Origin of the sequence: Microbacterium sp. NPDC080220 (genome assembly GCF_040686395.1) — a bacterium.
Lineage (GTDB): Bacteria > Actinomycetota > Actinomycetes > Actinomycetales > Microbacteriaceae > Microbacterium > Microbacterium gawkjiense.
In genome coordinates, this window is record NZ_JBFBOP010000011.1 from 1 (window position 1) to 18,577 (window position 18,577).

Below are 18,577 nucleotides of genomic sequence, written 5' to 3' on the forward strand. Positions count from 1 at the left end.
CGAGCAGGGTCAAGATGATCCGGGATCGAGTGGGGTCGGCCAGTGCACGACCCAGGCGGTTCATCACGTCGAGACGCGAAGCAATAGTCAGCATGCACTGAACTATACAGCGCGCACTGAACACTCGTTCACAGGCGTCAGCCCAGATCGCATGCCCGTAAGGGGATCCCTAAGCGGGCAATGCGCGTGAGTGGGCCCCACGCGTGCATCGCGCGTACGGCCGTCGACGTGTTCGTCGGCCTCCAAGCAGGCGAGCGCGAGCACCACGCAGTCCTCCTCGACCGCGGCGGGGATAGGGGCATCCAGCCGAGTCGCCGCCGTCGTCTTTCCCGGGCGTCGTGCTGCTACCGATAGCGTCGGGTTGTGACACCAGAACCGATGAGCACCCCGACCGACGTTCGAATCGCCGCGCTGCACATCGCCACCGCGGAACTGGTCGCGGCCGTCGAGTCGGATGACGAGGTGATGATCCTCGCCCGCCTCAACGTCGCCGGCTCTGCGCTGTACGCACTCTGGCTGCGACTCGGAATTGACGGCCGCGAGCAGGTCCAGTGGGCGGGCGACGACGCTGAGCGGCGGAACGTCGTCGGTCTGGTCTATGCGCGCGGAGAAGCCGACCACCGCGGCGAGCACGTCGCGATGGCAGCAGGATATGGCGAGGCGCCCTACGGTCTGGGTCCCTACGGCGGCGGGTGGCTGTGGCGGGAGTGCCCGACCGACCGCCCGCACTACGCCGAGAGCCAGACGCTCTACGACGAGCAGGTGCTCTGGTGCCCGGTCGCTGAACCGTTCATCCGTGCGCTGGCATGGTTTGAGGCACATACGCCTTGAGCTGGCCCGTGGATGTGCGTCCTCCGCGGTCAGCGGCTCGTCGTCGCGTCCTGGCCTTCGGTGCCGCGCCAGGCGGGCGCGATCACCGCGACCACGGTCGCGAACAGCCAACGCATCGCGCCGATCCGATCCTTTTACGGGTCCTGTCCGCAAGCGGGGCCCGTCCGTGCAGTGGTGGAGCTCCAGAGATGGCGCGCATGATCCCGTTCGCGTGGGTCCATCATCGAGGTTGTGGATGGCCACCTTTCGGCTGACTCGCAAGCCGTGAGCGAGCACGTCTGTGCGCTAGCGTGTGAGTTCTGCGTTCTGGGGAGATAGCAACGAAAATGAGTTCCAACACAGGCATCACCGTTCCGCGCCGGGCGCTTGTGATCGGCGGCCTCGCCGTTGCTCTTCTACTCGTCGGGTGTGCAGTGCTTGTCGGCATAGTCATCGGATCCGCCAATGCTCAGATCTCCAACAACGCCAGTGCCCCTACCGCAACCGAACCACCCGCCGATGTTGCCCCAGCGCCAGCGAGGACTGCCGAACAGCCTGCGGCTTCCGCTGAACCCACGCCGTCGGCTTTCGCCCTCGGAGAGACCCTCACGACGGGAACGGTGACGCTCACCGTTCACTCAATCGAGGCGGTGTCGGAGGTCCCAACAACCGACGGCTCGCCGATAGTGCCTGACCCAGGTGGGCAGCTGTTTCTCATCAAGACGACCTACTCAAACTCGAAGAGTCAAGCTGACCTCGCATGTGGGGATAGCCACGTCTACATCCAGGTCTTCGATACGGAGGAGCGTGAGATGGCGCCGAACTTCGATAAGGATCGGATCCCCGGGAACCCGGAATGCAATGACCATCTCTTGCAGGACACGCCTCACGAATGGAACTTTGCGTTCCAGGCGGTAGCCGGTGCAGTGCCAATGGCAATGTCGGTCACAGAAACGGATAGCTGGCTCGATCCTGTCTGGATCGATCTTCAGTAACGGTCGACACCCGCGGCCGCGCCGATCCTCAAACGAGCATTGCTCGGAAGCGGGACCGCTGCGTGCATCAGTGCGGTGTGCAAACGCGATCGACTCGCCAGTGTCGTCCGCTCGTCGTGCATCGGCGACGGTCGGTAGCCTTCAGAGGTGAGAACCACCGACTTGGGGACAGTGCGGGCCACACTCTGGGCCGCTGCCGACGAATTGCGTGCGAACTCGAAGCTGACGCCGGTGCAGTATCGCGACCCGGTACTGGGGTTGGTGTTCCTCGCGTACGCCGAGAACCGCTTCGAGGAGGTGCGCGGCGAGGTCGAGGCGAACCGGAGCGCGCGCAACCCCGCCCAACCCACCGACTACAAAGCGAAGTCGGTGCTCTACGTCCCGGACGCGTCGCGGCTCTCGCACATCGTCAACCTGCCCGAAGGCGATGACATCGGGAAGGCGGTCGATGAGGCGATCAAGGCGATCGAGGCGGCGAATCCCGAGCTGAAGGACATCCTCCCGCGCGGTTACCAGAAGCTTGAGCGTGCGACTCTCATCGAGCTGCTACGCCTTTTCGCCCCGCTGCCGACCAAACTGTCCGGCGACGCGTTCGGGTTCATCTACGAGGACTTCCTCTCGAACTTCGCCGCCCAGGAGGGCAAGGGCGGCGGCGAGTACTTCACCCCGTACTCGATCGTCCGGCTCATCGTCGAGATCGTCGAGCCGTTCCAGGGCCGGGTCTTTGACCCGGCGTGCGGGTCGGGCGGCATGTTCGTGCAGTGTGCGAAGTTCGTCGAGCGGCATCACGAATCCGCCACCCGCAAGCTGTCGATCTACGGCGCGGAGAAGACCGATGACACCGTTCCGCTGGCGAAGATGAACCTCGCCCTGCATGGCCTGTCCGGTGAGATCCGTCAGGCCAACAGCTATTACGAAGACCCGCACAAGGCGGTGGGTGCGTTCGACTACGTAATGGCCAACCCGCCGTTCAACGTTGACAAGGTCAAGAAGGAACAGCTCGCTGGCGACAAGCGGTTCCCGTTTGGCATGCCGAAGGCCGACAACGCGAACTACCTGTGGATCCAGCAGTTCTACGCCGCCCTCACCGACACGGGCCGGGCCGGGTTCGTCATGGCCAACTCGGCGGGGGACGCTGGGCACTCCGAGAAGGAGATCCGCAAGCAGCTCGTCGAGACCGGCGCGGTCGACGTCCTGGTCGCGATCGGTTCGAACTTCTTCTACACCGTCACCCTGCCGGTCACGCTCTGGTTTCTCGACAAAGCCAAGTCGGGCACGCCCCGCGAAGACACGGTGTTGTTCATCGATGCCCGGCACATCTTTCGCCAGATCGACCGCGCCCACCGCGACTTTCTACCCGAGCAGATCGAGTTCCTCGCCAACATCGTCCGGCTCTACCGGGGCGAGGACGTCGAGACCCACGCGGGCAGCGACGCATTGCTCGCCGAGAACTTCTCCGACCGCAGGTACGCAGATGTTGCGGGTCTGTGCAAAGTCGCGACCCGCGCCGAGATTGAGGCCCAGGGTTGGAGCCTGAATCCAGGTCGATACACCGGCACCGCCGCCGCGGACGTCGACGAGGAAGACTTCGCGATCAAGCTCGAGGAACTCTTCGAGGAGTTCACCCGCCTAAGCGACGAGGCTGTCGACCTGCGGGCGAAGGTGGATGCCGCGGTGCAGGGGATTCTCGACGCATGAGCCGCATTGCCTTCCGAGACCTTCTCGGTGAGCCCGTGCGGAATGGTGTCTACAAACCCAAGGAGTTCCACGGCTCCGGTGTGAAGCTCGTAAACATGAAAGAGCTGTTCGCATTCGACTTCCTGTCGGATCAGCCCGACGCTCGAATCGAACTTACCCCCGCCGAATTCGCCAAGTCCCAACTCCGCGACGGCGACCTTCTGTTTGCACGACGTTCCTTCGTCCTCGAAGGTGCGGGTAAGTGCTCTCTGGTTGTCAACCCGCCGGAGTCACTGACATTCGAGTCGTCGATGATCCGCGCCCGTCCCAATCCCGCCAAGGCCGACTCCCGATTCCTCTTCTACTACTTCAGGTCGCCTGAAGGCCGGGCGCGAATGGCTTCAATTGCCGCTCGCACGGCGGTTTCGGGCATTACAGGCTCGAACCTCGCGGCGCTGGAGATCGATGTCCCCACCGTCGACGTACAGCGCGAGATTGCTAAGATCCTGTCGCTGTTCGATGAGTTGATTGAGAACAATCGGCGGCGGGTTCAGGTGCTGGACGAGATGGCGCGAGCCCTCTACCGGGAGTGGTTCGTGAAGTTCCGCTATCCCGGCCACGAGTCTGTCCCGCTCGTCGACTCCGTCCTCGGCCCTATCCCGGAGGGGTGGCGGATCACGTCACTCTCGGTGATCGCGAAGGTGAACGCGTCATCTCGGAAGCCGGCATCTGACGAGGTATTCAAGTATCTCGACATCACCGCGTTGTCTGAGCGGGACATCGGCGACCTTTCGTCCGTCGTCGGTGCCGAAGCACCGGGTCGAGCCCGACGCGTTCTCAGCCCCGGAGACGTTGTTTGGGCGACAGTTCGACCCAACCGCCGAGCGCACGCCCTCGTTGTTGATCCCGGCGTCGACTGGATCGCTTCCACGGGGCTCTCGGTTCTTACGCCTACCGAGACCTCCTCAGCGTTCCTGTTCGAATCGACCTCTACCCACGCATTTTCAGATTGGCTTGTCGGTCGAGCGACGGGATCCGCCTATCCAGCGGTCCGAGCGAACGACTTCGAGGAAGCGCCCGTGATCGTCCCCTCTGGGGCTGTGGACGAGGCGTTCTCGAAGCGGGTAGCGCCGATGCACAACCTGAGCTGGACGCTACGCGCGGAGTCATCGCGGTTGGCCACACTGCGCGATCTACTGCTGCCCGGTCTGGTGACGGGTCAGATCGACGTGACGTCATTAAGCCTCGACCGTGTCCTGGAGGAGGCGGTCGCATGATGGCGGCGCACGGACCGGAGGCGATGTTCGTAGAGGAGCCGAGCATGCAGCTCCTCGCCGAGCTGGGCTGGTCTCGTGTTGACGCGTGGCAGGAGACGCTCGGTGCGGACGGCACCCTGGGCCGCGACTCCCAGCATGAGGTCGTCCTCACCCATCGCCTGCGCGCCGCGATCCGCCGGCTGAACCCGGCCGACGTGCCGGAGGCGACGATCGACGAGGCGGTCGAGGCTGTGACGCAGGACCGCTCGTTGATGGATCGAGTGCGAGCGAATCGCGAGGTGTTCAACCTGCTCCGCGATGGCTATCGGGCCGAGTGGGTCGACGATACCGGCGACAAGCGCATGGGGCTGCTCCGGTACATAGATCTGGCCAACCCGTCGGCGAACGATCTGCTGGCAGTGCAGCAGATGTGGGTGAAGGGAAGCCTGCACAGCAGACGCCTGGATGTGGCGCTATTCGTCAACGGCATCCCACTGGTACTCATGGAGTTCAAACACCCGAACGAGGACGTCAAGAAGGGCTTCGACGACAACATCACCGACAACCGCGACACGATCCCGCAGCTGTTCGTCCCGAACCTGCTCGTGCTGGTCTCCAACGGCAGCAAGGCAAAGATCGGGTCAACGTACTCCCCGTGGGAATTCTTCGGTGACTGGAAAGTCACCGACGCAAAGGGCGACCGCGGGAAGATCGCGCTGGAGACGGCGCTGCGCGGAACGTGCGATCCCCCGGTGCTGCTCGACCTTTTCGAGAACTTCGTCGCATACGTGGAACGTCCCGGCGGGTTGATCAAGGTGATCGCCCGCTCACACCAGTACTACGGGGTAAACGCCGCGATCGAAAATCTTCACCGTGCGCGGGCCGCTCACGACAAGCGGCTCGGGGTGTTCTGGCACACGCAGGGGTCGGGCAAGAGCCTGTCGATGCTGTGGTTCACACAGAAGGTGCTGCGGCAGGTGCCGGGCAAGTGGACGTTCGTGATGGTCACCGACCGCAAGGAACTCGACGCACAGTTGCACGGCGAGTTCGCCGACGCTGGGGCGATCCCGGCCGGAGCGCAGGTCCAGGCCGAGTCGATCGCAGCCCTGCGCACGCTACTCGCCGCCGATCACCGGTACGTGTTCACGCTGATCCAGAAGTTCCAGCCCGCGGGGGACGAGCGGGAGATGCCGGTGCTGTCGACGCGGTCGGACATCATCGTCATCACCGACGAGGCCCACCGCTCCCAGTACGACACACTCGCGTTGAACATGCGACGTGCGCTACCGGCAGCATCCATGATGGGGTTCACCGGTACCCCGCTGATCGCCGGGGAGGAGCAGGCGACCCGGGCGCAGTTCGGCGAGTATGTGTCGATCTACAACTTCCGCGATGCGATCGAAGACGGCGCGACCGTACCGCTGTACTACGAGAACCGCATCCCCGAGCTCCAGCTAACAAACCCGGACTTCGCCGACGAGCTGGAAGAGATCCTCAACGACGCCGAGGTGGACGACGAAGCCGAGGGCGCGCTGGTCAAAGCGCTGGGCAACCAATACATGCTGCTGACCCGTCCGGAGCGTCTGAAGACGATCGCTGCCGACCTGGTACGACACTTCGTCGGTCGCGGGTTCAGCGGCAAGGCGATGTACGTGGGTCTCGACAAGGCCGCCGCCGTGCGGATGTACGACCTCGTCCAGGATGCTTGGGCCGCGCACCTCGCGGAACTTCGGGTGCAACACGACGGACTACCCGAACTGGAACGACCCTGGTTGGCGTCGCGGATCGCGCTCATGGAGTCGACCGACATGGCCGTGGTCGTCTCGCAGAGCCAGAACGAACTGAGGATGCTCGACAGCCAAGGCTTGGATATCCGTCCCCATCGGGCGCGCATGATCCGCGAAGACCTCGCCGAGAAGTTCAAGGACGCCAAGGACCCGCTGCGGATCGTGTTCGTCTGCGCAATGTGGATGACCGGATTCGACGCCCCGAGCGTGTCCACGGTGTACCTCGACCGACCGATGCGCAACCACACTCTCATGCAGACCATCGCCCGCGCCAACCGGGTGTTCCCGGAGAAGGACAACGGCCTCATCGTCGACTACGTCGGCGTATTCCGGGACCTTGAGAACGCCCTCGCGATCTACGGGGCAGCCTCCGCGGGCGAGACGCCGATCGAGATCATCGACGCCCTCGCAGGCGAACTCGACACCGCCGTCGCCGCAATGATCACGTTCTGCGCCGGCGCCGGCGTCGACCTCATCGCCATGCGCGACGCCACCGGCTTCGATCACGTCGCCAAACGCGACGCGGCCGTCGAGGCGCTGCTCGTACACGATGAGACGTGGAACGACTTCCTCGTGCGGGCGCGCCTCATTCGGCGGCTCTTCAAAGCACTGCTGCCGAACCCGAAGGCTGCGGCCCAGCAGCGCACCGTCGCTGCCATCCGGGTGCTCGCGGAGCGCATCACCGAGGTCACCAAGCCTCCGCAGCCCGACATCAGCGGCGTGCTCGACGCCGTGGACGCTCTTCTGGACCGCTCGGTCGGAGCAGAGGAGTACGTCATCCGGGCCGCCGCCGAGGGGATCACCCCGGACCCGTTGCTCGATCTGTCACAGATCGACTTCGAAGGGCTGGCCCGCAAGCTCGCAGGACGCAAGCGTGCCGAGACCGACCGGCTCGCTCAGCTCCTGCTCGCGCGCGCTGTCAGCGCGGCAACGCGCAACCCGACTCGCTACGAGCTTGTCGAGCGGATCGAGCAACTCATCGCCGACTATAACGCTGGCAGCGCAAACATTGACGAGTACCTCAAACGGCTCATCGAGATGACTCACACCCTCACCGACGAGGAAGAACGCGCCGTCCAAGAAGGTATGACCGAGGAGGAACTGGCCATCTTTGACCTGCTCACCCAGCCCGACCCGGTCCTCACCCAGGAGGAACAGCAGCGGGTCAAGGCCAGCGCGAAGTCTCTGCTGGAACACCTCCACGACAAGCTCGTCCAGGACTGGCGGCGCAAGGTCGACGTCATGAGCGACGTCGACAGCACGATCCGATCCGTGCTCGACGCGGGCCTCCCCGACCCGTACACCGTCGACATCTTCCAGACCAAGGTGCAGCTCGTCTACGACCACGTGCTCTCGGCCTACGGCGACAACGGCGAGAGTGCCTACACGACGAAGGTCGACTTCACCGGCCCGCGTGACACCGCGGTCGGCTACCACGGTGTCATCGATGTGCACCGGATCGCGGACGACGTAGTGCGGCGCATCCTCGCCGATTCGGCCTTCGCAGCGCAGGTGGCCCAACAGCTCCAAACCGCGACCGGACCTGCATCGCAGGGGAAGCGGGGCTGGTCGCTTAGTTCGTGATGTAGCAACGAAGGTTGACCCGGTACCGGATCGGCGAACGCTCGTCGAGCGAACACGCCACGGGGCTGTCAGGGCAGCACGCGTGAGAGTCGGCTCTCGTAGACGACGAATCCGGCGGGGGCGTCGGCGGTCGCTCGATCGAAAATGGCTGCGCGGTGTCGGATGAATCGAGCGGCCTGCTCCGGCCCGGTCATCCGAGATGTCGGGAGGATGAACGCGCGGGCGGCGTGATCGGTGATCGCTGCCCGCTCCAGAGGGTTGCTGAGGATCATCCCGTCGCAGGACAAGATCGCGTGACCGAGTTGGGCTTGCTCGGTGATCCAGGGGACGTCATTCATCCTGTCCCCGGGTCGGCCGTAGAACTCGCGCATCGTGACTATGTCCCAGCCATCGGCGCGGAGGAGCCGGGCGATGACCTTCCCGCCGAGGCTCCGGTCGACGAAGAATCGCGGGTCGGTCATCCGGACTCAGGCGGCTCGGTCGGCGGTGATAACTCGGAGGATCTCGTCTGGATCGAGGTCGTAATCGTCGGCGACCTCCGCGAGCGGTTCCCCCGCGGCGATCCGGTTCTCAACGTCGATGATCCGGACCCCGGTCTCGACGAACGAGGGGCGACCGGCGTTGATGCGCGGATCGACGAAGACGGTTCCGCCGTAGCGGATCGGCCGGAACGATTCCACGAGCCCATTTGCGTAGGAGATCGTCTGGAGGTAGTCGGCGACGACTTCGGGGATGACGCCTTGCTTGTTGCGGACGACGGCGAGCCCGGAACGGGTTAGCCCGTCATTCTCGACATAGTCGAAGAGCACTTCCGAGCCGTCGGTCTTGAGGCGCTCACTGAGGAGCGCTTCGGCGGTACCCAGCTCGTTTCGGATCGCTTCGACGGCGGGGCGGATGCGTTGCATCGGTACTCCCGCCTTCTTCAAGGAGGCGATGACATAGGCCTCCGCGAGCCCGACGAACGGGACCGACATCCGGCTGAAGGGTTGTGGAGTGACTGTGATGAGGCTGAGGGAAGTCCTCGGGCCCTCGGTCGTCCGGTAGGCGTATCCATGCGCCCAATTTCGGACCGTATTTTCCGGCTCGCCGATGATCCGCGCCGCCTCCGCCTGGGAGTACAACGGCACGGTGTATTCATCCGCGAGTCCGAGCACACCTTCACGATATCCGGAGGGACCCCCGCCCGCCCGCAGACTCACGGAGCCCGAGAACGGCACGCGCTGTCAAAGGAGATCACGCACCGTGGGGAGTGCCGAGACCCTTATGAGGTCCTCTTGCGTTCGCAAGCCGGTCGGCCCACGCATGCCCTCAGATATCGACTACGCCCGAACCCATCAAAGCGCGATGTGCACGTTTAGCCCGCCCGGTGAATTGAACGTCCATGGTGCCCTAACTGCCGCATCGGAACTGTCCGTATGAGGATCGGCTAACGAACACATCCACACGGTCGTTGGTGGGGCTGAAATCTTGCGATGTCGGATGTCCCATTTAGGGTGTTCACAAGGAATCCCATTAGGGGTCGCCTTAATGCGACACGGTTGGAGTAGGCGACATGGCTGAGCACGAGGATGATCTGCGAGCGTGGGCGAAGGGGCTACTCCCGCTCGAGGCGGCGACCGAGCTACTGATTAGGGCGGGGTGGGCCGGCCCTGAGCGACGCTGGGTGCACCGTGCCGACGACGGACGGGTGTACATCGTGTTCTCCGAGATCCCCGACATGATCGGCGGGTACTCGGGCGGAGAACAGCGGCTGCTGATGATCGCCGCATCCCTCGGTGCGGATCAGGAGGCGCCAGTGAGGATCAGTCTCGAAGATGAACTGCCTGGTCTTGACCGCGAATACGCGCAGCTCGTGCTCGCGGCGATCGCGCACGCTAGCGGGTTCCACCGGCCCGGGCGCTCGATCGAGCTCGTCGACGAGACGCCGCGCCTCGTCGACGTCGACGCGCTGTACACGTGGCCGAGCTCTTAGGCGGACACTGATGCCTGACTTCGAGAGCTCGTCCTTCGATCCGGTGCTCCTGGATCTCCGCGACATCCACGACTACATGGTGCTTGTTGCGGCGATGAATGACTACGCAGCCCAGCTCGAGCACGAAGCTGACGAGGAGGAGAAGGATGCGCGCCGTAACGGGGACGAGGGCGATCGTGCGCAGGTCGCACACAACCGAGAGTGGGCGGCGCGCCTGAATCGACTCATCGACGAGATCGAGCGGCAGCTCGACGCGAACAGTGCGGCACGCCGCGAGATCGGGGGCGGGTTGTGAAGGTCGGGTACGCGCGCGTGTCGACGAACGAGCAGGACGCGCAGGCACAGCGGGCCTTCTTGCTCTCCGTGGGCGTCGACGAGGGCCGGATCTACAGCGACGTCGGCTTCACGGGCAAGAACGCGCAGCGGGAGGGGCTACGCCAGGCGCTTGCGGCGGTGCGTGAGGGTGACACCCTCGTGGTGCCGAAGATGGACCGGTTGGCCCGCAACGTTGAGGACACCCTGCAGATCGTGCGTGAGCTCACCGAGCGGGGTGTGATCTTCCAGATGGGGCAAACCGTGTACGACCCGCACGACCCGTGGTCGAAACTGTTCCTCACCTTCCTCGCGGCGATCGCTGAGGCTGAGGGAGGGTGGATCAGTCTGCGCACGCAGGAGGCGATGGCGCGCCCCGCGGTCCGTGCGAAGTTGAAGGGTCGGCAGCCGAGCTTGTCGCCCGAGAAGGATGCGGCGATCGCCAGGCACCTCGCGGACAACGAGATGACTCCGGCGGAGATCGCCACGCTATTCAACACGTCGCGGAGCAGCGTCTACCGCGCGGCTGGCAGGCACCAGAAGCGGATGGAGGCGCGTCGTGGCTGAGTGGGGTTCGAGTGGTTGGATCATCGGTCTCGTTGCGTTGGTGGTCCTGCTCTTCGTGTTCGTGTGGGGGGTTCGAGGATTGAGTCGGCGCAGCCTGCCCGCCTCGCTCGAAGGTGTGAAGCTGGAAGTGATGGCGCCCGTCCTGGTGGACGACCGTGTGGTCGACGCGGACTGGGAGATTCCATTCGTCGCGTCGAACCCGACGCGGAGGCCGCGTTGTGTTCCGATCCTCTCGGCGGCCGCGCAGGTCAAGACTGAGCGTGCCCGCTACCGTGCCGTCGTCGAGGTTGACGACAACTGGGAGTGGGAGGGTCGCCGTCTGGAGCTCAACCCAGAGGCCACGGCAGTCGGACGTGTTCGGCTGACCCTCCCGGGTGGTCAGACGCCGCGCAAGCTGGCGCTGTCCCAGATCCGTCCGAAACAGTACGTGCTGCACGGTCGGCTCAAAGCGCCGTACACCTGACGCCTCGGTAGCTCATCGAGCACCGGGCAGTCAGGCGCGGTCGGGGGCGAGTACCGCCGACGCCCACACCCACGTCCGGTACTCCTTGTCGTCGACGCGAAACCGCACCGCGCAGGCATCGACTGTCCACCGGCATACTTCGACGTCCACGAGCACCGGCGTCGAGCCGAACCGAAGCCAGGCACGTCCTGGCTTCGGTCGAGGATCGATGGTGACCGGTTGGGTGTCGAGGCGTAGTTCCTCGGCCGTCAGCGTCTGCAGTGGTCCCGCTTCGGCGATCGTTCGCGACAAGATCCGACGATCCATTTGCCTGTCGACCGCAGCGGCATACCGCTTGCTGGTGCCCATCGCGCGACTCCTCCCAGCTCGACCAGGCTAGCGCGCATCGTATTTATGTTCTAATCTCTCGGTCATGAGTTCCGCGCTGGTCGAACACGAACTGACCCTCTGGATGGAAGCTGACGTTCCCGTGCGGATGGTGTTCGCGGGGGAGCGGTGGACCGTTACCGACATGCCTACTCGGCTCCGAGAATCGGTCTGGTCGACAACCCCGGGAGAGCGCCGGCCCGCGGCGGCTGGACTCTACGGGTGGCGCTTCCAAGCGACCAACGCTGCGGGGTTGTCCCGGGTGTTTGACGTGTATGGCGGCGACGGTGGCTGGCACGTGCATCACTGCTACGACTGATCCGCTTACCGGAGCCCCGGGTGGCTTCAGCTGACCAATCACACCGTCGAGGCTGGGCGACGGGTATGCCGTTCCGATCCGTTCGAGACCGATCGAGGCATCGGGTCAATCCACGACGATCTACTCATTCGCGGTGTCGACGAGGCCGGCGCCGTAGTCGAGATTGGGTGGCGTTCACACGGGCGCCACCGTGCGATTCCGACCGCCGTGTGACCGCCGCCGCGCTCCTCTTCCGGCCTCGCCATCCGGGGCCGGGGTGGGACCGGCCCGGGGGCGTTTGGACGCCCCCTAGATCTGACCTTCCGACTCCGACGTAACGCTCGTCGCGTTCGTCCGCGAGAGCCGATGGGGCACGCTCGTATCTGGGGACAGCCGCAGATCGTTCACGAACCAGTAGACGGGTTGTGGCGTCATTTGTGGCGCGCGAGGAGGGTGTCCTGTCTTTGAGAGCGTCAGTTATCTGACATAACGTCGATTATCGGTGGTTGAGTCGGAAGCGTTCCATGGCGGCTCAACGGGCCTTTCGCCGGGCGCGTCTCATCATGATGATGAGTACGAGCCCCGCACCGAGAACACCGACGGTTGCGATTGTTGCCATGACGGAGAGGAAGGCGCCGCTGTCCTGACGTGCGGCGGAGGGATCGGCTGCAGTTGAGGCGGGTGTTGTTGGCGAAGTCGTCGGGGATGCGCTGCTGGTGGGGGCGTTCGCGGAATCGACTGAGTAGTGGTACTCATCGCTGATGGGATGCCCGTCGCTTGAGACAACTCGCCACTGCACGGTGTAACTTCCGTTGCCTCCCTCACCCGTGATGGGTTGTGTGACGGTAGTGCCCTCGACGAGAGGGTCGTTGAGGGTGAGGTCGGTGCCGTCTGGTCCGAGCACGTTGACGATGGCTGAGCTCCCTTCATCGAAGACCTCGTCGCTGAATGTCAACGTGACCTCCGTGGGGGATTCGTTGAGTTTCGCCTCGGGTGCGGGTGTGGCGGAGATGATGCTGTCGTGGGCCACGGCGGGGGACGCGCCGGCAGCGACGGCTGCCCCCACGATGAGCGCGGCGGTGAGGACAGCGGCTGATCGGTGCTTCAGGGTGAAGAGCGTCGTGATGGTCGGCATGATGTTCCTTACGCTAAGTAGTCGCAGCGCGATGGCCGCTTTGATTCAGGTGGCTTGGGGCGGCGATCGTTGGTGAAGATGCGTGCACTTCGACGAGGCTCTATTCGCCGCCACTCGCCGCAGGGGTACGCGTCTCAGCGGTGGCATCGGGGGCGTTTTCGCCCGAGTGCTGCCGGGCGCGGTGGTTCCACCAGTAGGTGAGGACACCCACGGCGACACCGACGCCGATGAAGATGTCGGCCAGGTTGCCGATGAAGAGATTCCCGTAGGCGAGGAAGTCGATGACGTGTCCGTTTCCGCCGCCGGGGGGTGCGAGGAATCGGTCGAGGAGGTTGCCGAATGCTCCTCCGAGCACGAACCCGAGGGCGACGGCCCATCCTTTGGACCGGAGCCGGGTGGCGGTGAGGATGAGTCCGGCGCAGGCGATGCTTGCGATGAGTGTGAGGACTGTCGACGGCGCTCGAAAACTGGACAGTAGCGGCGCTTGAAAAGTGAACACTCAACGATTGGAGAGTGATCACTTTGGAGGACTGGGCGTTGATCCGGAGGCTGGCCGGCGAGGGCGTGCCGAAGGCGCATATTGCTGAGCGGTTGGGGATCTCGAGGACCACGGTCATCAAGGCGGTGAACTCGGAATCGCCGCCTCACTATGAGCGGACAGCGGCGCCGACGTCGTTCACGCCGTTCGAGTCGCGGGTGCGTGCGTTGCTGCTGGAGACGCCGACGATGCCGGCGACGGTGCTCGCGGAGCGGGTCGGGTGGACGGGCTCGATCCGGTGGTTCCGTGACAACGTGAAGCGGTTGCGGCCCGAGCAGCAGCGTCTCGATCCCGCGGATCGGATCACGTGGGCGGCGGGGGACGCGGCGCAGTGCGATCTGTGGTTCCCGCCGAAGAAGATCCCGCTCGAGGACGGGACAGCGAAGCTGTTGCCGGTGCTGGTGATCACCCCGGCGCATTGCCGGTTCACGACGGGAGTGATGATCCCGACGCGGAAGACGGAGGATCTGCTGCTCGGGACCTGGCAGCTGATCGAGCAGCTCGGCCGGGTTCCGCGTCGGCTGATCTGGGACAACGAGCCCGGCATCGGGCGAGGACGCCGTCACGCGGACGGAGTCGACGCGTTCATGGGAACCCTCGCGACCAAGCTCGTGCTGCTGCCGCCGCGGGATCCGGAATCGAAAGGGATCGTGGAACGCCGCAACGGTTGGTTCGAGACATCGTTCATGCCGGGCCGGTCATTCACCTCGCCCGCGGACTTCAACGAGCAGTTCACCGACTGGCTCGGAGTCGCCAACCAGCGGAGGGTGCGCACCCTGGCCGCCTCTCCGATCTCGCTGCTGCCTGCGGATCTGGCGGCGATGTTGCCGTTGCCGCCGATCCCGTTGCATCTGGGCTGGCGGAACCGGATCCGGCTCGGCCGCGACTACTACGTCCGCATCGACACGAACGACTACTCCGTCGACCCGCGCGCGATCGGCAGGATCGTCGACGTCACCGCGGACCTGGACCGGGTCCGCGTCCGCCTCGATGGACGGATCATCGCCAACCACACCCGTGTCTGGGCACGAGGAATGGTGATCACCGACCCCGCGCATCGAGAAGCTGCGGCCGTCCTACGACGCGAGTTCCAGCAGCCGCGACTTGTTCCAGTCGGCGACGATCTGACTCGGGATCTCGCCGACTACGACCGCGCGTTCGGGCTCGTCGAGGGGAGCAACTGATGGCCGGCAAGACCGACGTCGCGAAGCAGATCACCTATTTCGCCGGCGCACTCAAGGCACCCCGGATCACGGAGGCCGCAGCCCGGATGGCGGACCAAGCACGCGACGCCGGGTGGTCGTTCGAGGACTACCTCGCCGCCGTCCTCGAACGCGAAGTGAGCGCTCGCAACGCCTCCGGCGCGGAGCTGCGGATCAAAGCCGCTGGCTTCCCGAGCCGGAAGACGCTCGAGGACTTCGACTGGGACGCGCAACCAGCCACCCGGCAGCAGATCGCCGCGCTCGCTTCGGGAGGGTTCCTCCTCGAAGCGCAGAACGTGGTCCTGCTCGGCCCTCCCGGGACCGGGAAGACGCACCTCGCGACCGCGCTCGGGATCGTCGCTGCCCGCCACGGGCACCGGGTGTTGTTCGCGACTGCGACCGATTGGGTCACCCGACTCGCCGACGCCCACCGGCAAGGCAACCTCCCACGAGAGCTCACCCGGCTTCGCCGTTACGGGCTGATCATCGTCGACGAAGTCGGCTACCTCCCGTTCGAACAAGACGCCGCCAACCTCTTCTTCCAGCTGGTCTCGTCACGCTACGAACACGCGTCGCTGATCCTGACCTCGAACCTGCCGTTCTCCGGCTGGGGTGGCGTCTTCGGAGACCAGGCCGTCGCCGCCGCGATGATCGACCGGATCGTTCACCACGCCGACGTCCTCACCCTCAAAGGGGCCAGCTACCGCCTCCGCGGCAGAGGCATCGACAGCCTCCCCAGCATTCGCACCACCACCGACGAGACCCCTGGCTAGACTGCCCGCAACCGTTCACTTTTCGAGCGCCGAAAGTGACCAGGATTCACCCGCCGCCGACAAGGACCCATGTGATATCAGCGCCGAGCGACATCACGGTCCCCGGGTTGAATGCCAGCTGCAGGCCGAACAAATCGCCGACGAGGGGAATCCGTTCGGTCAGGCTCAGCTCTGTGAGCGCGTTTGCTTTCGTGGCCTGATCGACGAGGGCAGTGAGGGCTGCAACCGTGATGGCGAGAAAGAACAGAGCCACCCGTGGGGCTGGCTGCGGGCGAGGGCTGGTGTGAGTTGTCATGGTTCAGCTCAGTCCGGAGTAGGAGTGCAGTCCTTTGAAGAACATGTTGACGATGGTGAAGTTGAACAGGACAGCGGTAAAACCCACGATGGAGAGCCACGCGGATCTGGTCCCGCGCCAGCCCCGTGTGGCGCGGGCGTGGATGTAGCCGGCGTAGAGCACCCAGATGACGAAGGTCCACACTTCTTTCGTGTCGAATCCCCAGTACCGCCCCCAGGAGTCATTGGCCCAGATAGCGCCGGCGATAAGGGTGAACGTCCAGAAGATGAATCCGACGATCGCGAAACGGTAGGCGAGGGCTTCGAGCTCATCGGCGTGAGGGAGGGTGTCGAGGTAGCTGGGCTTGCGCGGGGGTGTGCCGCCGTTCTCGGTGTGTGTTGATCGTCTCGCCGGACGAGAGGGCGAACTGGTGCGCTCGCGTCTGGTCTGCAGCAGCTGCGTCACCGACAGCCCACACGCGATGGCGAATAGCGCAGTAGCCAGAGATGCGACGAAGACGTGGATGACGAGCCACACACTCTTCAGTGGGTCCATCAGGGGTGTCACTTCGACGTAAAAGGACAGGGTCGACCCGCCGAGCAGGAGGACGACCATACCGATGAGGAACGCGCCGAGAAAGCGAAGATCGTATCGCCGCAGGACCGCGAGGTATACGGCGACGATCAGGAGCGTGCCGGTCAGCGCGAATTCGTACATGTTGGCCCACGGCACGCGCTCGGCTGCGATCCCCCGGCCCACGTCCCCAGCGAGGTGGAATAGGAATCCCAGAACGGTCAAGGTGGTGCCAATGCGAGCCCACAACAGGCGTGGGCGGGCCGCGGGCGGCACGTCTACCGCGCGCGTCGTGTGTTCGCCGCGGCCGCCCCGAGGGGTCGCTGCGGTCCCGCCCGCTGCGACGAGTTCACGGGCGGGTGCCGTGTGCGCGACTCTGCCGGACCTATGTGCGAGGTCGATGGCGTAGGCGATGAACGCCAAGGCGTACACGCCGATGGCCGTCCACACCAGGAGCAGCGAGATGCTTTCGATAGAGAGCGGGTCGATCATGGGATGGGGTTCACTTTTCTTTATGGGCGCGAGTACGTGTAGCGGAGAGCCAGAGCAGGCCCGCTAGGGAAAGGGCCGAAAGGGTAGGGATCACCCAGGGGCCGATCTGTACCCCCGCGGTCGTCCCGGCCCGGAGGGGCACGTCTGTGATGTCGGCGGCGACAGTGTCGACAGCGGCGGCGGCAAGGATGCGGCCGTCGGAGGCGATGACCTGCGAGGTGCCCACCGTGGAGACGTTGACCACTGACCTGCCGGTCTCGATTGCGCGCATCTTCGCGAACGCGAGCTGTTGAAGGTTTTCGTCCGTACCTCGGAAGTCGGCGTTGTTGGTTTGGAAGATCAACAGGTCCGCACCCGCTCGGACACTGTCCCAAATCACGGTGTCGTAGATGACGTCGAAGCAGATCGCGAGCCCGATGGAAATGTCGTTCACACGGACTACCGGCGGCACCGTGCCCCGGCTGTAGTCGCGTTGGATGAGGTTAACAAGCTGCGGAGCGATGGCTTCGTAGAACGGGCGGTCGGGGACGTACTCCCCGAAGGGGACGGGGTTGATCTTGTCGTAGAACTGCAGGTCTGCAGCGTTCCCGGTCCACAGGAGCGAGGTGTTGAATGTTTCGTTGCCCCGGGTGGTGATGGCGTTGGCCAGGAGTGGCGCCCCCACGATCGAGACGGTCGAGTTGAGTTGCTGGGCGGTCTCCGGGATGTGGGTCGGGTCAGTGTCGACGCTCCCCTCCGGCCAGACCAGAAGGTCGATGCGCTGTCCGATGAGGGGGTCAGTCGCCTGCAGTTGAGAGTTCAGCATGGCTCCGGGGTCTCGGTCATCGAAGTAGCCCGCGGGCCCGTTTCCTTGCACCCATCCCACAGCGAGTGTGCCTGCGGGTGCCGTGGGGAACGCAGGGACGAGCATCATTACGCTTAGCGCCACGGCCGGGGGTACCGAGCGGCGCAGCCGCGCGCCGGCTGGCGTCCGGGCTGCCTGGACGCCAGCGGCGGTGAGGAACGCGATGACAAAGGACAGTCCCGACACGCCCGTCCACGACGCAACGCTTGCGATCGGCGCGTCGACCTGCGTCACACCGAGGCGAGCCCAGGGGAAGCCGCCGTAGGGCCACGCGCCCAGCACGCCTTCCCTGGCAACCCAGATCGCCCCGACCAGCGCGGGCACCGCCCACAACACGAGAACACTCCCCCGCGGGAACTGTGCCGACCACCGGAAGGCCAACGTGATCGGGACTGCGGTCACGGCGAACAAGATGGTCTGCAGCCCGGCAAGAGCCAGCCACGGGATCGGGCCGAGAAACGTTCCCACCCAGACGAGGTGGGTGAAGAAGAACACGCCCCCATACATCGCGCCGACCAGGATGGCACCCCCGATCGACCGCCCGATCAGGGCGATGAGCCCGAGCGCAACGCTTACGTACGTGAGAGGCCACCATCCCACGTCAGGGGTCGCGAGATCCAGGAGGAGCCCGCCGACTGCGGAGGTCACCAGGGCAAGAC

Annotated in this window: 20 protein-coding genes and 1 pseudogene; 12 read left to right on the top strand and 9 right to left on the bottom strand. The window is 64.8% G+C overall.

Annotated elements, in window-relative coordinates; genetic code table 11:
* Positions 1–94, bottom strand: a pseudogene (locus AB0P29_RS14405) (transcriptional regulator); the annotation flags it as partial.
* A gap of 284 nt (positions 95–378) precedes the next feature.
* Here AB0P29_RS14405 and AB0P29_RS14410 point away from each other — a divergent pair.
* The 5 genes from AB0P29_RS14410 to AB0P29_RS14430 all read left to right on the top strand — a co-directional run bounded on the left by AB0P29_RS14410 (position 379) and on the right by AB0P29_RS14430 (position 8,109).
* The gene (locus tag AB0P29_RS14410) at positions 379–831 is read left to right on the top strand and encodes a hypothetical protein (protein ID WP_363380850.1); all 453 of its coding nucleotides are present in this window, start codon (positions 379–381) and stop codon (positions 829–831) included.
* A gap of 326 nt (positions 832–1,157) precedes the next feature.
* Positions 1,158–1,805: a hypothetical protein gene (locus AB0P29_RS14415; protein ID WP_363380853.1), complete on the top strand. Its 648-nt coding sequence runs from the start codon at positions 1,158–1,160 to the stop codon at positions 1,803–1,805.
* A 147-nt stretch (positions 1,806–1,952) separates the two neighbouring features.
* Complete coding sequence (locus AB0P29_RS14420) at positions 1,953–3,503, top strand: class I SAM-dependent DNA methyltransferase (RefSeq protein WP_363380855.1); 1,551 nt, start codon at positions 1,953–1,955, stop codon at positions 3,501–3,503.
* On the top strand, positions 3,500–4,759 hold the full coding sequence (locus AB0P29_RS14425) for a restriction endonuclease subunit S (protein WP_363380857.1): 1,260 nt from the start codon (positions 3,500–3,502) through the stop codon (positions 4,757–4,759). The genes AB0P29_RS14420 and AB0P29_RS14425 overlap by 4 nt, the downstream gene beginning before the upstream one ends.
* A gap of 23 nt (positions 4,760–4,782) precedes the next feature.
* Positions 4,783–8,109, top strand: a complete 3,327-nt coding sequence (locus tag AB0P29_RS14430; protein ID WP_363380978.1) for a type I restriction endonuclease subunit R — start codon at positions 4,783–4,785, stop codon at positions 8,107–8,109.
* Between the two features lie 68 nt (positions 8,110–8,177).
* Here the strand turns inward: AB0P29_RS14430 and AB0P29_RS14435 are convergent, their stop codons facing one another.
* The gene (locus tag AB0P29_RS14435) at positions 8,178–8,570 is read right to left on the bottom strand and encodes a hypothetical protein (RefSeq protein ID WP_363380860.1); all 393 of its coding nucleotides are present in this window, start codon (positions 8,568–8,570) and stop codon (positions 8,178–8,180) included.
* 6 nt (positions 8,571–8,576) lie between these two features.
* Positions 8,577–9,263 carry a DUF433 domain-containing protein gene (locus AB0P29_RS14440; RefSeq protein ID WP_363380862.1) on the bottom strand — a complete coding sequence of 229 codons (687 nt, stop codon included), beginning with the start codon at positions 9,261–9,263 and terminating at the stop codon, positions 8,577–8,579.
* 398 nt (positions 9,264–9,661) lie between these two features.
* Here AB0P29_RS14440 and AB0P29_RS14445 point away from each other — a divergent pair, with 398 nt between their 5' ends.
* Genes AB0P29_RS14445 through AB0P29_RS14460 form a run of 4 tightly spaced genes read left to right on the top strand, consistent with a single transcriptional unit; the run spans position 9,662 to position 11,423 of the window.
* A complete protein-coding gene (locus tag AB0P29_RS14445) occupies positions 9,662–10,081 on the top strand; it encodes a hypothetical protein (RefSeq protein ID WP_363380865.1) in 420 nt (139 codons plus the stop codon).
* A gap of 10 nt (positions 10,082–10,091) precedes the next feature.
* Positions 10,092–10,376 (top strand): hypothetical protein, encoded by a 285-nt coding sequence (locus AB0P29_RS14450; RefSeq protein WP_363380866.1) that lies wholly within the window; start codon positions 10,092–10,094, stop codon positions 10,374–10,376.
* Positions 10,373–10,960 carry a recombinase family protein gene (locus tag AB0P29_RS14455; RefSeq protein WP_363380868.1) on the top strand — a complete coding sequence of 196 codons (588 nt, stop codon included), beginning with the start codon at positions 10,373–10,375 and terminating at the stop codon, positions 10,958–10,960. The genes AB0P29_RS14450 and AB0P29_RS14455 overlap by 4 nt, the downstream gene beginning before the upstream one ends.
* Positions 10,953–11,423, top strand: coding sequence for a hypothetical protein (locus tag AB0P29_RS14460; protein WP_363380870.1), 471 nt, complete (start codon positions 10,953–10,955; stop codon positions 11,421–11,423). The genes AB0P29_RS14455 and AB0P29_RS14460 overlap by 8 nt, the downstream gene beginning before the upstream one ends.
* Before the next feature lie 30 nt (positions 11,424–11,453).
* Here the strand turns inward: AB0P29_RS14460 and AB0P29_RS14465 are convergent, their stop codons facing one another.
* The gene (locus tag AB0P29_RS14465; protein WP_363380873.1) at positions 11,454–11,771 is read right to left on the bottom strand and encodes a hypothetical protein; all 318 of its coding nucleotides are present in this window, start codon (positions 11,769–11,771) and stop codon (positions 11,454–11,456) included.
* Between the two features lie 64 nt (positions 11,772–11,835).
* Here AB0P29_RS14465 and AB0P29_RS14470 point away from each other — a divergent pair, with 64 nt between their 5' ends.
* Positions 11,836–12,108 carry a hypothetical protein gene (locus AB0P29_RS14470; protein WP_363380875.1) on the top strand — a complete coding sequence of 91 codons (273 nt, stop codon included), beginning with the start codon at positions 11,836–11,838 and terminating at the stop codon, positions 12,106–12,108.
* 511 nt (positions 12,109–12,619) lie between these two features.
* Here the strand turns inward: AB0P29_RS14470 and AB0P29_RS14475 are convergent.
* Positions 12,620–13,222 (bottom strand): copper resistance CopC family protein, encoded by a 603-nt coding sequence (locus AB0P29_RS14475; protein WP_363380878.1) that lies wholly within the window; start codon positions 13,220–13,222, stop codon positions 12,620–12,622.
* A 100-nt stretch (positions 13,223–13,322) separates the two neighbouring features.
* Positions 13,323–13,721 carry a signal peptidase II gene (locus AB0P29_RS14480; RefSeq protein ID WP_363380881.1) on the bottom strand — a complete coding sequence of 133 codons (399 nt, stop codon included), beginning with the start codon at positions 13,719–13,721 and terminating at the stop codon, positions 13,323–13,325.
* A 14-nt stretch (positions 13,722–13,735) separates the two neighbouring features.
* Between AB0P29_RS14480 and istA the strand changes: the two genes are divergently transcribed.
* Complete coding sequence (gene istA, locus AB0P29_RS14485) at positions 13,736–14,944, top strand: IS21 family transposase (RefSeq protein WP_363380883.1); 1,209 nt, start codon at positions 13,736–13,738, stop codon at positions 14,942–14,944.
* A complete protein-coding gene (istB, locus tag AB0P29_RS14490) occupies positions 14,944–15,735 on the top strand; it encodes an IS21-like element helper ATPase IstB (protein WP_125133150.1) in 792 nt (263 codons plus the stop codon). Before istA ends, istB begins: the two co-directional genes overlap by 1 nt.
* A gap of 46 nt (positions 15,736–15,781) precedes the next feature.
* Here the strand turns inward: istB and AB0P29_RS14495 are convergent, their stop codons facing one another.
* From AB0P29_RS14495 to lnt, 3 genes are read right to left on the bottom strand one after another with little or no spacing between them, the layout of a single operon-like run.
* On the bottom strand, positions 15,782–15,988 hold the full coding sequence (locus AB0P29_RS14495) for a signal peptidase II (protein ID WP_363380886.1): 207 nt from the start codon (positions 15,986–15,988) through the stop codon (positions 15,782–15,784).
* Positions 15,989–16,033: 45 nt separating this feature from the next.
* On the bottom strand, positions 16,034–17,074 hold the full coding sequence (gene ccsB, locus AB0P29_RS14500) for a c-type cytochrome biogenesis protein CcsB (RefSeq protein ID WP_363380889.1): 1,041 nt from the start codon (positions 17,072–17,074) through the stop codon (positions 16,034–16,036).
* Between the two features lie 10 nt (positions 17,075–17,084).
* The gene (gene lnt, locus AB0P29_RS14505; protein ID WP_363380891.1) at positions 17,085–18,566 is read right to left on the bottom strand and encodes an apolipoprotein N-acyltransferase; all 1,482 of its coding nucleotides are present in this window, start codon (positions 18,564–18,566) and stop codon (positions 17,085–17,087) included.
* Between the last annotated feature and the right edge of the window lie 11 nt (positions 18,567–18,577).

Excerpts from the sequence above, each read along its gene's own strand:
- AB0P29_RS14410 (WP_363380850.1), top strand. The coding sequence starts at position 379 with ATGAGCACCCCGACCGACGTTCGAATCGCCGCGCTGCACATCGCCACC.
- AB0P29_RS14415 (WP_363380853.1), top strand. The coding sequence starts at position 1,158 with ATGAGTTCCAACACAGGCATCACCGTTCCGCGCCGGGCGCTTGTGATC.
- AB0P29_RS14425 (WP_363380857.1), top strand. The coding sequence starts at position 3,500 with ATGAGCCGCATTGCCTTCCGAGACCTTCTCGGTGAGCCCGTGCGGAAT.
- AB0P29_RS14430 (WP_363380978.1), top strand. The coding sequence starts at position 4,783 with ATGTTCGTAGAGGAGCCGAGCATGCAGCTCCTCGCCGAGCTGGGCTGG.
- AB0P29_RS14435 (WP_363380860.1), bottom strand. The coding sequence starts at position 8,570 with ATGACCGACCCGCGATTCTTCGTCGACCGGAGCCTCGGCGGGAAGGTC.
- AB0P29_RS14445 (WP_363380865.1), top strand. The coding sequence starts at position 9,662 with ATGGCTGAGCACGAGGATGATCTGCGAGCGTGGGCGAAGGGGCTACTC.
- AB0P29_RS14450 (WP_363380866.1), top strand. The coding sequence starts at position 10,092 with ATGCCTGACTTCGAGAGCTCGTCCTTCGATCCGGTGCTCCTGGATCTC.
- AB0P29_RS14465 (WP_363380873.1), bottom strand. The coding sequence starts at position 11,771 with ATGGGCACCAGCAAGCGGTATGCCGCTGCGGTCGACAGGCAAATGGAT.
- AB0P29_RS14470 (WP_363380875.1), top strand. The coding sequence starts at position 11,836 with ATGAGTTCCGCGCTGGTCGAACACGAACTGACCCTCTGGATGGAAGCT.
- AB0P29_RS14475 (WP_363380878.1), bottom strand. The coding sequence starts at position 13,222 with ATGCCGACCATCACGACGCTCTTCACCCTGAAGCACCGATCAGCCGCT.
- istB (WP_125133150.1), top strand. The coding sequence starts at position 14,944 with ATGGCCGGCAAGACCGACGTCGCGAAGCAGATCACCTATTTCGCCGGC.
- ccsB (WP_363380889.1), bottom strand. The coding sequence starts at position 17,074 with ATGATCGACCCGCTCTCTATCGAAAGCATCTCGCTGCTCCTGGTGTGG.